This is a genomic window from Streptomyces sp. BJ20 (assembly GCF_022869105.1).
In the GTDB taxonomy this organism is placed as follows: domain Bacteria; phylum Actinomycetota; class Actinomycetes; order Streptomycetales; family Streptomycetaceae; genus Streptomyces; species Streptomyces griseoincarnatus.
On record NZ_CP094918.1, the window covers coordinates 3227348 to 3241323 of the forward strand.

11 protein-coding genes are annotated in these 13976 nt (G+C 73.0%); 7 read left to right on the forward strand and 4 right to left on the reverse strand.

Going from position 1 to position 13976, the window contains the following annotated elements:
- Positions 1-23 precede the first annotated feature (23 nt).
- The 6 genes from MTR79_RS14635 to MTR79_RS14660 all read left to right on the forward strand — a co-directional run bounded on the left by MTR79_RS14635 (position 24) and on the right by MTR79_RS14660 (position 6655).
- On the forward strand, positions 24-416 hold the full coding sequence (locus tag MTR79_RS14635; RefSeq protein WP_019527252.1) for a hypothetical protein: 393 nt from the start codon (positions 24-26) through the stop codon (positions 414-416).
- Entirely contained in the window at positions 413-1195 is a 783-nt protein-coding gene (locus MTR79_RS14640) for a hypothetical protein (protein WP_114875641.1), read from the forward strand. The genes MTR79_RS14635 and MTR79_RS14640 overlap by 4 nt, the downstream gene beginning before the upstream one ends.
- A gap of 38 nt (positions 1196-1233) precedes the next feature.
- Positions 1234-1746 carry a roadblock/LC7 domain-containing protein gene (locus tag MTR79_RS14645; RefSeq protein WP_189364480.1) on the forward strand — a complete coding sequence of 171 codons (513 nt, stop codon included), beginning with the start codon at positions 1234-1236 and terminating at the stop codon, positions 1744-1746.
- A gap of 93 nt (positions 1747-1839) precedes the next feature.
- On the forward strand, positions 1840-2214 hold the full coding sequence (locus tag MTR79_RS14650) for a hypothetical protein (protein ID WP_048454853.1): 375 nt from the start codon (positions 1840-1842) through the stop codon (positions 2212-2214).
- A gap of 122 nt (positions 2215-2336) precedes the next feature.
- On the forward strand, positions 2337-4082 hold the full coding sequence (locus tag MTR79_RS14655) for a GAF domain-containing sensor histidine kinase (protein WP_244790548.1): 1746 nt from the start codon (positions 2337-2339) through the stop codon (positions 4080-4082).
- A gap of 200 nt (positions 4083-4282) precedes the next feature.
- Entirely contained in the window at positions 4283-6655 is a 2373-nt protein-coding gene (locus MTR79_RS14660; protein WP_244790550.1) for a glycosyl hydrolase family 65 protein, read from the forward strand.
- A 75-nt stretch (positions 6656-6730) separates the two neighbouring features.
- On the opposite strand, the gene MTR79_RS14665 is transcribed toward MTR79_RS14660, so the two are convergent.
- The 4 genes from MTR79_RS14665 to MTR79_RS14680 form a co-directional block, all read right to left on the reverse strand.
- On the reverse strand, positions 6731-8095 hold the full coding sequence (locus MTR79_RS14665) for an FAD-dependent oxidoreductase (protein ID WP_244790552.1): 1365 nt from the start codon (positions 8093-8095) through the stop codon (positions 6731-6733).
- 127 nt (positions 8096-8222) lie between these two features.
- Complete coding sequence (locus MTR79_RS14670; protein ID WP_244790554.1) at positions 8223-10874, reverse strand: SpoIIE family protein phosphatase; 2652 nt, start codon at positions 10872-10874, stop codon at positions 8223-8225.
- Between the two features lie 450 nt (positions 10875-11324).
- Positions 11325-11708 carry a carboxymuconolactone decarboxylase family protein gene (locus MTR79_RS14675; protein WP_244790556.1) on the reverse strand — a complete coding sequence of 128 codons (384 nt, stop codon included), beginning with the start codon at positions 11706-11708 and terminating at the stop codon, positions 11325-11327.
- Between the two features lie 518 nt (positions 11709-12226).
- Complete coding sequence (locus MTR79_RS14680) at positions 12227-13066, reverse strand: oxidoreductase (RefSeq protein ID WP_189364476.1); 840 nt, start codon at positions 13064-13066, stop codon at positions 12227-12229.
- A 203-nt stretch (positions 13067-13269) separates the two neighbouring features.
- Between MTR79_RS14680 and MTR79_RS14685 the strand changes: the two genes are divergently transcribed.
- Entirely contained in the window at positions 13270-13782 is a 513-nt protein-coding gene (locus MTR79_RS14685; protein WP_286159719.1) for a TetR family transcriptional regulator, read from the forward strand.
- Positions 13783-13976: the final 194 nt, after the last annotated feature.

A 13976-nucleotide genomic window follows, 5' to 3' on the forward strand; every position in this document is an offset into this window, starting at 1 on the left:
CCGTGCGAGGAGGGGGATCCGGCGTGCCCGGAATCGACGAGAGTCTGTTGGAAGCCATGCGGCTGCCCGGGGCACGTGGCGCCCTGGTGGTCGACTGGATCAGCGGGCTCGCCCTGGGCGCGGTGGGGGAGGCGCCGGGCGGCGACGTGGAGGCGACCGCCGCCGAGACCGCCGAACTGGCCCGACTGGCGATGGAGAGCGGCGCCCTCGCCCCCGCGCACGCCGGCCAGGGCAAGGAGCCGCCCGTCGAGGACCTGATCCTCACCACCGCCGACGCCTTCCACCTGCTCCGGTTCGTCGTCACCACCTTCGACAGCACGGTCTTCCTGTTCCTGTCGCTGGACCGCGCCGACGGCAACCTCGCCCTGGCCCGCATCCGGCTGGCCGAGATGGCGGACCGGATGGTGCTCGGATGACCGCTGCCGCCGCCCGCGCGGACGGATCCGCCCCCGAGCTGCTGGACACCCTCGCCGCCGACCGGGCCACCGGGGCGCTCACCACCCGCTCCGGCATCTTCTACCTCGCCGCCGGACACGTGGTCCACGTCGAGTCCGCCCACAGCCCCGCCCTCGGCGACCTGCTCACCCGCAGCGGCGCCCTCGCCCCGGCCGGCTGGTGGGAGGCCGTCGAGCGGGCCGGGTCCCGGCAGCGGGTCGGCCGCCAGCTCGTCGACAGCGGACGCCTCACCGCCGGCGCCCTGGAACTGGCCCATCTGGGCGCGCTGTTCGACGCCGCGTACTTCGCGCTCGCCCACGACGGCACCGCCCTGCGCTTCCGCCCCGGCGTCGCGCACTGGCTCGGCGCGGTCCGCCCCGTGACCGTCGCGACCGTGCTGCGCGAGTCGTACCGCCGCCGCGCCCTGCTGGACCGCATATGGCCCGACGCGGCCGTCGACACCGCGCCGCTCGCCCGGACCCCCGACGCCGACCCGGCCGTGCTGCCGCCCCGCAGGGGCCGCGCGCTCGCCCTGGTCGACGGCGGACGCACCGCGGCGCAGATCGCCTCCGCCCTCGCCCACCGCACCTTCCACACCCTCGTCGAACTGCGCCGGCTGGCCGCCGAAGGACTGGTCGCCCCCGCACCCCTCGTGCCCGCCCCGCCCGTCCACCCCGTCCCCGGCGCGGGCCGCGCCGACTGGGACGAGCCCGACACAGCGCTGCTGAGACGGCTCCTGGACGCCTTGGAGGCACTGTGATCCGCACGCGCCGGCAGCGTGCCGAAAGGAGACTGCTCATGGCCGTCGAGACCGACGTGCTGGACGAACTGCGTCGGCTCCGCACCCGCGTCCCGCGGCTGGCAGGCTCCCTCGCGGCCACCGTCGACGGACTCGTCCTCGCCCACGACGTGCCCGGCACCGAACCCGAGGGGCTCGCCGCGCTCACCGCCGCCGCGCTGGGCGTCGCCCACCGGATGACGGACGCGGCCGGACGCGGCGACTTCCGCGAACTCATGGTGCGCGGCGCCCACGGCTACATCGCCACCTACGCGGCCGGCACCACCGCCGTGCTCACCCTCCTCGCCGACGACCGGGTCAACGTCGGGCGGCTCCACCTGGAGGGCCGGCGCAGCGGCGCCCGGATCGCGGAACTGGTCGACGCCCGTATCGGCCCCGGCGGCGGACGCCACGCCGACAGGACCGCCGCAGGCGACGGGGTCCCGGACCCGGCCGACCGGTCCCGGCCCATCGGCACCCTCCCCGTACGGACCCCGCAGCGTCCCGCCCACCGGCCGCGGACCGGCGGCTGACCCGTATCCACCGAACCCACCATCCGGCCGGACGCCCGCACACCGCCGGCGCCGGCCCGTACCACCCTTCACGATCCGGAGAGGACACCACCCATGGCGAACACCGAGACCGCGCTCAAGGAATGCCTCAGCTCCATCGACGGCGCCACGGCCGCCGCCCTCGTCGACTACACCAGCGGCATGGCCCTCGGCACCCTGGGCGGCGGCAAGGACTTCAACCTGGAGGTCGCCGCCGCCGGCAACACCGACGTCGTGCGGTCCAAGCTCCGCACCATGGAGCTGCTGGGGCTCAAGGAGGAGATCGAGGACATCCTCATCACCCTCAACAGCCAGTACCACCTCATCCGCCTGCTCAAGGGGCGCGGCGGCAACGGCCTGTTCCTCTACCTGGTGCTGGACGCCGGCCGGGCCAACCTGGCCATGGCGCGCCATCAGATGCGCCGCATCGAGAACGAGCTGGAGGTCTGACACCGCGCACGTCCGCGGCCCGCCCGATGCCGTACCGTCACGTTTACCGGATCGTTATCGACGCCCGCGCCGGAGGGACGCCGGGCGGACGGTGCCGGCGTGTGGGGACAGGAGGCGCACGGGTGACTGACGCCGGCCGGGACACGGCCCCGGAGCGGGGCGAGGACGCGCGCGTACGTCTGCCGCAGCTCAGGCTGGACGAACTGCTGGAGGAGCTGCAGGCGCGCATCGACGCGGCCCGCGGCACCCGCGACCGGGTGCGCAGCCTCCTCGAGGCGGTCCTCTCCGTCGGGCGGGAGCTCGATCTGGAGCAGGCGCTGCGCTCCATCGTCGAGGCCGCCGCCGCGCTGGTGGACGCACAGTACGCCGCCCTCGGCGTGATCGGCCCGGACGGCAAGCGGCTGTCCGCCTTCCACACCGTCGGCGTCAGTGACGAGGAGATCGCCCGCATCGGCCATTACCCGGAGGGCCACGGCATCCTCGGCGAGCTGATCCGCCATCCGCGGCCGCTGCGGGTGCCGAAGCTGTCCGAGCACCCCGCCTCCTACGGCTTCCCGCCGCACCACCCGCCGATGAACACGTTCCTCGGCGTCCCGATCCGCGTCCGCGACCAGGTCTTCGGCAACCTCTACCTGACCGAGAAGCGTGGCGGGACACAGTTCGACGAGGAGGACGAGTCGGTCCTGTCGACCCTGGCCGTCGCCGCCGGCGTCGCCATCGACAACGCCCGCCTCTACGAGGAGTCCCGGCTGCGGGAGCGCTGGCTCCAGGCCAACGCCGAGATCACCCACGGGCTGATGTCCGGCAGCGAGCGCGGCGAGGCGCTGCTGCGAGTCGCCGAGCGGGCCCGGGAGATCACCGGAGCCGCCCTCGCCGTCGTCGCGGTGCCCATGGAGGGCACCGACTCGCTGGCCGTGGAACTCGCCCTCGGCCAGGACGCCGAGACGCATCGCGGCCTGGTGGTGCCGGTCGAGGGCAGTCTCCTCGGCCGGGCCTTCGCGTCCGCCGCGCCCGTCACCTCGACGGACATCGCCCACGACGAACGCGTGTCTGCGGGCCCGCAGACGTTCACCGGTCTGGGGCCCGCCGTGGCGGTGCCGATCGGCGGCGAGGACGGTGTGCGCGGCATCCTGCTGCTGGTCCGAGCGGCCGGTGGCCATGCCTTCACGGACAAGGAGATCGAACCCCTGCGGGGCTTCGCCGCCCAGGCCGCCGTGGCGATGGAGCTGGCCGAGCGCCGCCAGGACGCCGAACAGATCGCCGTCCTGGAGGACCGCGACCGCATCGCCCGCGACCTGCACGACCTGGCCATCCAGAGGCTGTTCGCCACCGGCATGACCCTGCAGAGCGCCGGCCGGTTCATCGAGCACAAGGGAGCCTCCGAGCGGGTCCTGCGGGCCGTCGGCGACCTCGACGAGACCATCAAGATCATCCGCACGACCATCTTCGGCCTGCGCTCCCACGCCGCGGGCGGCGCCGGGACCGGCCTGCGCGCCCGCGTCGTCCGGCTCGTCGGGGAGGCCGCCCCGCTGCTGGGCTTCGCGCCCAGCGTGCGGATGGAGGGCCTGATCGACACCCATGTGTCCAAGGAGGCCGCCGACCACCTGGTGGCCGTGCTCTCCGAGGCGCTCACCAACGTCGCCCGGCACGCCCGGGCGAGCCACGCCCAGGTGGCAGTGGAGACCGACGGGCGCGAGGTGCGGCTGACCGTCGCGGACGACGGCGTGGGCCTGCCGCCCGGCGGGCGCCGCAGCGGTCTGCGCAACATGGCCGAGCGCGCCGCGCAGCTCGGCGGTTCCTTCGAGGTCACGGACACCCCGGGCGGCGGAACCACCCTGGTGTGGCGGGTGCCGGTGGGTGAGCGGTAGCCCGCGGTCCCGGCGGCGTGTGTTCCGCTCCGGACGGGGGTACTCGGAGCGCCGTTCCGGTCGCGGCGGGACCGCCCGGCCCCGCGGCCGGGAGGACTCGCCGCCGGTGACGGCGCCGGGCCGGACCGTCCGGGTCCCGGCGCTCTCGCACGGGCCGCAAGGTCGCGTGCGCGGCGGTCGTCGGCGGGAGGAGCGGCGAAGTGACGGGCTGGACCTGGCAGTACGAGGGCTACGACCCCGCCGACGAGCGCCTGCGGGAATCCCTGTGCACCCTCGGCAACGGCTACTTCGCCACCCGTGGCGTCCTCGCGGAGTGCGCCGCCGACACCGTGCACTACCCCGGCACCTACGCGGCAGGCGTCTACAACCGGCTCGTCTCCTCGGTCGGCGGCCGCCAGGTGGCGAACGAGGACGTCGTCAACCTGCCCAACTGGCTGCCCCTGCGTTTCCGCAGGCCCGGCGGTATCTGGCTCACCCCCGACACCACGCCCGTCCTCGACCACGCCGTCACCCTGCACCTTTCCTCCGGCCTGATGGAGCGCCGGACCCGGTTCGGACTCGGGGCGGACGGTGTGCTCCTGGTGCGGCAGCTGAGGTTCGTCCACATGGCGGACCCCCACCTCGCGGGCCTGCGCACCGAGTTCACCGCCGAGGGCTTCTCCGGGCCGCTCGAGGTCGAGGCGGCGCTCGACGGCGGCGTCACCAACGCCGGGGTGCCCCGCTACGCCGACCTGGACGGCCGCCACCTCACCCACGTGGTCACCGGCACCTCGCAGCAGGACGCCGTGTGGCTGCGCTGCCGCACCCGGACCTCCGACGTCCGGATCGCCTGCGCCGCCCGGCTGACCTCGCCCGCGTCCGTCACCGTCCGCCACGACCTGCCTCGCGCGGTGCAGACGACCCGGCTGGACCTGACGGACGGGAAGACCCTGACGGTCGACAAGGTCGTCGCCCTGCACACCTCACGCGACCCGGCGATCAGCGACCCGCTGCACGCCGCCGTCGACCGGGTGCACCGGGCCGCCCCCTTCGACGAGCTGCTGGCCCCCCATCTGACGGCCTGGCACCAGCTGTGGCGGCGGGCGGAGCCGGACGTGCCCGACGAGGTGGGGCGCATCCTGCGGCTGCACCTCTTCCACGTCCTGCAGACCCTCTCCCCGCACACCGCCGACCTGGACGTGGGGGTGCCGGCCCGCGGCCTGCACGGGGAGGCGTACCGGGGGCACGTGTTCTGGGACGAGCTGTTCGTCCTGCCGTACCTGAACCTGCACTTCCCTGAGGTCTCCCGGGCGCTGCTGCACTATCGGTACCGGCGCCTCGAACGCGCCCGTACGGCGGCGCACGACGCCGGTCGGCGCGGCGCGATGTACCCGTGGCAGTCCGGCAGCGACGGCCGTGAGGAGACGCAGCAGCTGCACCTCAACCCCCGTTCGGGCCGCTGGCTGCCCGACCACTCGCACCTCCAGCACCACGTCGGCTCGGCCATCGCCTACAACGTGTGGCAGTACTGCGAGGCCGCCGGGGACGAGGAGTTCCTGCACACCAAGGGCGCCGAGATGCTGTTGCGGATCTCCCGCTTCTGGGCCGACTCCGCGTCCTTCGACGAGCAGCTGGGCCGGTTCCGCATCAAGGGCGTGGTGGGCCCCGACGAGTACCACGAGGCCTACCCGGACGCCTCCGGGCCCGGCCTCGACGACAACGCCTACACCAACGTCACCGCCGCCTGGGTGCTGGCCCGCACCCTGGAGGTGCTGCGCCACCTGCCCGAGCCGCGCCGCCGGGAGCTGGCCGAGCGCACCGGCCTGGACGAGGCCGAACTCGACCACTGGGACCACGTCTCCCGCACCCTGCACGTCCCCTTCCACGACGGCGTCATCAGCCAGTTCGAGGGGTACGGCGACCTCGCCGAGCTGGACTGGCGGGGCTACCGGCGCCGGTACGGGGACATCAGGCGGCTCGACCGGATCCTGGAGGCGGAGGGCGACACCGTCAACCGCTACCAGGCGTCCAAGCAGGCGGACGTCCTCATGCTCGGCTACCTGTTCTCACCGTCCGAACTCCAGGGCGTCTTCCGGCGCCTGGGACTGAGCCTGGACGAGCGGACCTGGCGGCGCACGGTGGACCACTACCTGCGCCGCACCAGTCACGGCTCCACCCTGAGCGGCCTGGTGCACGGCTGGGTCCTGGCCCGGGCACGCCGCAGGGACGCGTGGAAGTTCTGCAAGGAGGCCCTCCAGTCGGACATCGCCGACATCCAGGGCGGTACCACGGGCGAGGGCATCCACCTCGGGGCCATGGCGGGCACCCTCGACCTGGTGCAGCGCGGCCTGACCGGTCTGGAGACGCGCGGCGGGGCCCTGTGGCTGGATCCCGTGCCGCTGCCGGAGCTGTCGTCCTACGGCATCACCGTCCGCTACCACGGCCACTGGGGCGTGCGGCTGCGGCTGGAGAGCGGATCGCTGGAGATCACCGTGCCGTCCGCCGGCCGCCACCCGATCGAGGTGCACCTGCCCGGGCACCGCGCGGTGCGTGTGGACCCGGGGGAGACGGCCCGGCTCGCCCTGCTGGAATGACGACGCCGGGCGTCCGGCCGGTACGGAACCGGCCGGACGCCCGACGGACCGGCCCCTTCCCGGGGCCGCGGGATGTCAGGCGCCGCTCTCGCGGAGCATGTCCTCGCGCTCGACGATCTTCACGCGCTCACGGCCCTGCGGCTCGCCCAGCGCCTTCTCCGCCGCGTCCAGGCGGTACCAGCCGTCCCACGTGGTGTAACGGACGCCACGCCCGGCCAGGAACGCGTCCACGGCCTCGGGGTCCGGGGAGCCCGGCGTGCCGAGCCGGTCGTTCCTGTAGTCGTCCAGCAGGTTGGCCACCGTCTCGTTGGCGTCGCCCTTGGTGTGCCCGATCAGGCCCACCGGACCGCGCCGGATCCAGCCGGTGACGTACGTCGACGTCAGGTGTTCGCCGGTCTCCTGGATTACCCGGCCGCCCGCGTCCGGGACGGTGCCCGAGTCGATGTCCCAGGGCAGCTTGGGCAGCTTGTCGGAGAGGTAGCCGACCGCGCGGTACACCGCGGTGACGGCCCAGTCCTTGAACTCGCCGGTGCCCTTGACGTTGCCGGTGCCGTCGAGGGCGGTGCGCTCGGTGCGCAGGCCGACGACCTTGCCGTCCTCGCCGAGGATCTCGGTGGGCGACTCGAAGAAGTGCAGGAACAGCTTGTGCGGGCGGTCGCCGACGTCGCGGATCGCCCAGTTCTCCAGGGTCTTGGCGACCATGTCGGCCTGCTTGTTGCCGCGCCGGGTGGCGATCGAGCCGTCGTCGTAGTCGATGTCCTCGGGGTCGACGATCACCTCGATGCTGGGGGAGTGGTCCAGCTCCCGCAGCTCCATCGGGCTGAACTTGGCCTGCGCCGGGCCCCGGCGGCCGAAGACGTGGATCTCCATCGCCTTGTTGGCCTTCAGGCCCTCGTGGACGTTCGGCGGGATCTCCGTGGGCAGCAGTTCGTCGGCCGTCTTGGCGAGGATGCGCGCCACGTCGAGGGCGACGTTGCCGACGCCGAGCACCGCGACCTTCTCCGCCTCCAGCGGCCAGGTGCGGGGCACGTCCGGGTGGCCGTCGTACCAGGACACGAAGTCCGCGGCGCCGTAGGAGCCGTCCAGGTCGATGCCCGGGATCGGCAGCGCGCGGTCGGCCATGGCGCCGGTGGCGAAGATCACGCCGTCGTAGAAGGCGCGGAGGTCGTCGAGGTGCACGTCGGTGCCGTAGTCCACGTTGCCGAAGAGCCGGATCTGCGGCTTGTCGAGCACCTGGTGGAGGGCCGTGATGATGCCCTTGATCCGCGGGTGGTCGGGGGCGACGCCGTAACGGATCAGTCCGAACGGCGCAGGCATCCGCTCGAAGATGTCGATGGACACGCCGGGGCCGGCGGCCACGTCGGACTTGAGCAGGGCGTCGGCGGCGTAGATCCCGGCGGGGCCGGATCCGACGATGGCTACCCGCAGGGGGCGGGGCATGGTCAGGTTCCCTTCGAGCGATGACAGGCGTCTCGTGGGGAAGCCTAAACTCAGGCTTGCCTTACCTGGTACGCGGGTCCGGCCTATGAGCCCATAAGCCGACCTTATGCCATGTCCCTGCGTGATCTTATGGCAAGGTGCCGGGGGTCTCCGGCAGGTTCTGCTCCGCCCAGATCACCTTCCCCGCGGGCAGATAGCGGGTGCCCCAGCGCTCGGCCAGCTGCGCCACCAGGAACAGTCCGCGCCCGCCCTCGTCCGTCATGGTCGCGTACCGCAGATGCGGGGCGGTGCTGCTGCTGTCGTAGACCTCGCAGATCAGATGACGCTCGTACAGCATCCGCACCTGGATGGGGGCGCCGCCGTGCCGCATCGCGTTGGTCACCAGCTCACTGAGGATCAGCTCCGTGCCGAACGTCAGCTCGTCGAGACCCCACTCGGCGAGCTTCCGCGTCACCGCCGCCCGCAGCTCGCCCACCGCCGCCGGGTCCGGAGGCACCGGCCACTCGGCGATCCGGTCGGCGGGCAGCGCCCGGGTCCGTGCCACGATCAGCGCGACGTCGTCGGCCGCCTTCCCCGGACGCCGCGCGTCCAGCACGGCCCGGCAGGTCTCCTCCGGGGAACCCCCGGCGCCCGCCAGCGCCTCCCGCAGCCGCTCCAGACCGACGTCGATGTCGTGCTCGCGGTCCTCGACCAGCCCGTCGGTGTACAGCACCAGCCTGCTGCCCTCCGGCAGCTCCAGCTCCGCCGACTCGAACGGCAGCCCGCCCAGGCCCAGCGGGGGGCCGGCGGGCACGTCCGGGAACTCCACCCGCCCGTCCGGCCGGGCCAGCGCCGGCGGCGGATGCCCCGCGCGCGCCACCGAGCAGCGCCGCGACACCGGGTCGTACACCACGTACAGGCAGGTCGCCCCGATGACCGGGGCGACGTGCTCGTCCTGCGCCTCGTCCTGGTCGATCCGGCCGACCAGCTCGTCCAGCAGCGCGAGCAGCTCGCCGGGCGGCAGGTCCAGCGCGGAGAAGTTGTGCACCGCCGTGCGCAGCCGGCCCATGGTGGCCGCCGCGTGCAGACCGTGCCCGACGACGTCCCCGACCACCAGCGCCACCCGGGCGCCGGACAGCGGCAGCACGTCGAACCAGTCGCCGCCCACCCCGGCCTGCGCCGGCAGATAGCGGTAGGCGATCTCCAGCGCGTTCTGCTCGGGCAGCGTGCGCGGCAGCAGGCTGCGCTGCAGCGTCACCGCCATGCTGTGCTCACGCGTGTAGCGGCGGGCGTTGTCGATGGACACCGCGGCCCGCGCCACCAGCTCCTCCGCCAGCGCCAGCTCCTCCTCGTCGAACGGCTCCGGCTTGCGCGAACGCCAGAAGCTGACCACGCCCAGGACCAGCGAGCCGGCCCGCAGCGGCACAGCGATCAGCGAGTGGACGCCGTACTCGACGACCTGGGCGGAGCGCTCCTTGTCCTGCGCCTGCCAGCCGGGCGCCTCGTCGAGCCGGGGCTCCAGGACCGCGCGGCCGGTGGCCAGGCTCCGGCCCTGCGGGGAGGACTCCACGAACCGGATCTGGTGGTCCCTCGGATACAGCGGAGCGTCCTCGTCGACGCCGGCGCGGGCCGTGCGACGCAGCGCGGCGGCCGCGTCCGGCTGCCCGCCCGCCAGCACCGACTCGAACAGGTCCACGGTGACGAAGTCGGCGAACCGCGGCACGGCCAGGTCCGACAGCTCCTGCGCCGTCCGCGCCACGTCCAGGCTGGTGCCGATGCCCACGCCCGCGTCGTAGAGCATGTTGAGCCGCTCGCGGGACTCCTCCGCCCGGCCGGACAGCGCCCGCAGCTCCGTGGTGTCGCGGACGCTGGTGACGCTGCCCCGGTGCCGTCCCGCCGGGTCGGTGGGCCGCTGGTTGACCGCGAGCAGCCGGTCGCCCACCGGAAACACCTCGTCCGTGGCCGTACGGCCCGAGGACAGCAGCTCCGTCGTGGCCGGATCCAGACCCAGATCCCGTACGTGCCGGCCCTCCGCGTCCTCGGGGAGGCTGAACAGACGGCGCGCCTCGTCGTTGGCGAGCAGCAGGGTGCCGTCGCCGTCGAGGATCATCACGCCCTCGCGCACGGCGTGCAGCACGGCGTCGTGGTGTTCGTACATCCGGGTCATCTCGTGCGGGCCCAGACCGTGCGTCTGGTGCCGCAGACGTCTGCTGATCAGGGCGGCGCCGCCGGTCGCCAGGGCCAGCGCGGCGGCGGCCGCGCCCAGCACCAGCGGCAGCTGCGCCTCGGCCGCCCCGCCGACGTTCTCCAGCGTGATGCCGGCCGACACCAGGCCGACCACCTTGCCGTCCGGGTCCTCCACCGGCACCACGGCCTGCACGAGCCGCCCGATGGTCCCGTCGATCTCCTCCACGACCGGCTCGCCCGCCAGCGCGGGGGCGACGGTGCCGACGAACTGCTTGCCGATGCGGTCGGGCCGGGGGTGCGTGTAGCGGATGCCGTCGGTGTTCATCACCACGACGAAGTCGACGCGCGACGCCTTACGGGCGGCCTCGGCGCGCGGCTGGAGCACGGCCGTGGGGTCGGGGGACTCCAGGGCCTCGACGATGCCGGGGGAGTTGGCGAAGGTCTCGGCGACGGCGAGGGAGCGGTTGCGGGCCTCCTGGGTGCTGTCCCGCTGCGCCTGCAGCACCAGCGCCACGACGGCCGCGACGACCAGCAGCAGCACCATCACCAGGAGCAGGAAGAACACCTGTCCGGCGACGCTGCGCCCGGTCAGCACCGACCGCAGCCCTGCCATCGGATGCCACCCGGAGCGGCCGCTCTCCTGCCGCCGGCGCCGTACGGAAGCGGCCGCTCCGGCCCGCTGGGGCGACCGGGTCCGGGATCGACCCATGAGTCGGACCATGTGCCATGTCTACACTGTCGGGCCAAGCGAGGCGAGGGTAGGCCGCCCCGTAAGGGGCGCGGGGACCTGCGCGCCCGGCCCGGACGGCGCCGCAGCCGCCCTCTCACCGTGGGTGGCAGCCCCTTGGGCGGGTGCGGCGCCGCGGGTGTTGCTCGCGCGGTTCCCCGTGCTCCTGGGACTCCGGTGCGACGTCGTGATCCATCCGGTCGCGAGGGCGGTAAGTCGTCACCGGCAGTGGTTGTGCCGGGCCGTGGCCCGTTGGTTTCTGCGCCAATGCGACCAGTGCGGCAGCCTGCGCGGAGGAGTCTTCGGTAGGTTCGGCAGGGTGCCGAGCAGCGTCTCTCAGGAGGAGGCCTCCTCGGCGAAGACGGACAGGGCGACCTGATACGTCTCGAAGGCACGGGCCGCCCCCGCGTAGACGGCGAGGTGGATGAAGAGGTCGACGATCTCGTCCTGCGTGACGCCGTTGTTGAGCGCGATGCGCAGCTGCCCGCGCAGCGGTTCGAATGCGCCCAGCGTTGCGGCGATGGCGACGGAGACCAGGGACCGGTCGTGCGTCGACAGTGCGGTACGGGTCCATGAGTCCCCGAACGTGTGCACAGTCGCGACCTTGCGGAAATCGGCTCCGGAGGCCGGTTCGCCGGGACTCATCGGGAGCTCCAGGCGCTGTCCCAGGAGGTCGCGTGCGGTGTCCAGCGCCTGCTCGTAGGCGTCGTCGGTACTCATCCCTGCTCCTTGTCGTTCGGTCGTGCGGGGTGGCGGGCCGGCGGTCTGGCCACCGCGCGCCGTTCAGGGTTCGGCTGCGGGGCAGGGCGGTTCCTCACTGGCCGGGGTTGCCGCTCGCCAGGGCGGCGGGACGGCTGTTCGTCGCACGAAGCTGATCCCCAGGCTCGCGCCATGCGCCATCGGTCCGCTCGGTCGGGTGAACCGTCCGGGCTACAGGGCGTGGAGCGGAAGTCCCGTCCGGACCGCGACGGCGGGGCTGACTTGCCGGTCGGACCGGCCTTGCCGTACTCACGGCCGAGGCCGCCGACCTTGTAGCTGCCGAAGGGGCCGTCGAAGCCGATCGGCGATCCGTTCAGCGTGACGGCGCCGGTGCGCAGCCGCGGCCGGTGGCCAGGGCGCGGTCGGGACCACAGGTCCGGATGCGGCCGGACAGGCCGTACTGCGCGGGGCGGTCGGCGCGGGCGGCCCCCGGGGATCCGGTGCTTCGACCGGCCCGCCGCCGCGCCCGCACAGTGCCGTCAGGTGGTGGGGTAGTCCGCGGAACGGCTGACCTCTGCCCACGTGCGGGCCTCGGCCAGACGGCTTTCCTCCGAGCTGATCGCGATCTCCAGGGCGTCGCTGCCGAGCAGCAGCCGGCGCGGGGGCTCCTCGGCGTCCACGGCACCGATGATCGCGCGGGCCATGCGGTCCGGGTCACCGGGCTCGTTGCCGGCGTAGTCGGCGAACCGGGCCAGCCACAGGCCCACGGTCTCCTCGTAGTCGGGGGTCACGGGACCGGAAGGCTCCGCGGCACCCGTGGCCCAGCCGGTGCGGATGCCGCCCGGCTCGACGATGGTGACCTTGACACCGAAGGGTGCAACCTCGTTCGCCAAGGCCTCGGAGAACCCCTCGACGGCGAACTTCGCGGTCTGGTAGGCGCTCAGACCCGGCGTCCCACCCACACGTCCGCCGATGGAGGAGATCTGCACGATGTGCCCGGACCGCTGGCGGCGCATGACGGGAAGGACCGCCCGGGTCATGTTGACCACGCCGTACAAGTTGGTGTCGACCTGCGCGCGGAACTCGTCCTCGGGGAAGTCCTCGATCGAGCCGCTGGTGGCGTAGCCGGCGTTGTTGACGACGACGTCCACCGATCCGAACCGCTCCACCGCGGCGGCCACCACGCCCCGGGACTGGGACGCGGAGGTGACGTCCAGCGCCACCGCCTCCAGCTGGTCCGGGTGCTCGGCCCTCAGGGAAGCCAGTGCCTCAGGCTTGCGGGAAGTCACCACAACGTTGTCGCCGGCCTCCAGGACCGCGAGCACCAGGGCCCTGCCCAGGCCCTGTGAGCCCCCCGTGATGAGCCAGGTTCGTGGCATGACGCGTGCCTCGTTTCATCATCTGCTTCACTGCCCCGAACGGAACAGCAACTTCACTGTAGACGAAGCTGACCTAAGTGCAACACGTGTGATGTGTTAATTTCTAGTGTCGCATCTCACGTGGTGATGTTAGTTAATTAAGTAAAGCACGGGCGTAGAATGTCGGCATCATGAGAGCTGATGCCGCGCGTAACCTGACTGCCGTGCTCCGTGCCGGAGCTCGACTCCTGGCGGAGGACCCGGGCGCCTCCATGGCGGCCATCGCCGCCGCCGCCGGGGTGGACCGGACGACCGTCCACCGCCGCTTCGCAAACCGTGAATCCCTGCTCAGCGCCGTCTTCCAAGCCAAGCTCGACTCCGCCGAACGCGTCCTGGACGAAGCCCGCCTGGGCGAGTCCCCCTTGCAGGTCGCCCTCCACCGTTACCTGGAGGGGATCATCCCCGTCAGCCGCGAATGGCCGGTCGACGTGCGCCTGATGATGCAGAAGGACCCCGTCGCCTGGGCCCGCCGGGAGGAGCAGAGTGCGCGCCTCGACGCCTTCATCCGCCGCGCGCTGGACGAGGGCTACCTGCGAGCAGGCGTCGACGCGGCCTGGGCGCGGACGATCCTGGACGAACTCGTCGACACCGTCGCCCACCGGTTCCCCGACCTGGAACCCCCGCAGGCCGCCGATCTGGTCGCCGACACCCTCCTGAACGGCCTCGGTGCGACCTGACGCCGTCACCTACCGCGGAACAGGACAGGCCCGACGACCGCGTCACCAGCGACCGGGAACGCCTTGCCGTGCTCGTCCTGCGGCAGATTGACGATCTGCCTCAGTTCGGTGGGGCGGACCGTAGGTTCGAGAAGTGCGTGTGTGCGGGTCGCGCGCGGCCTTCCCCCCTCGGCCGCGCGCGACCCTCCCCCCGA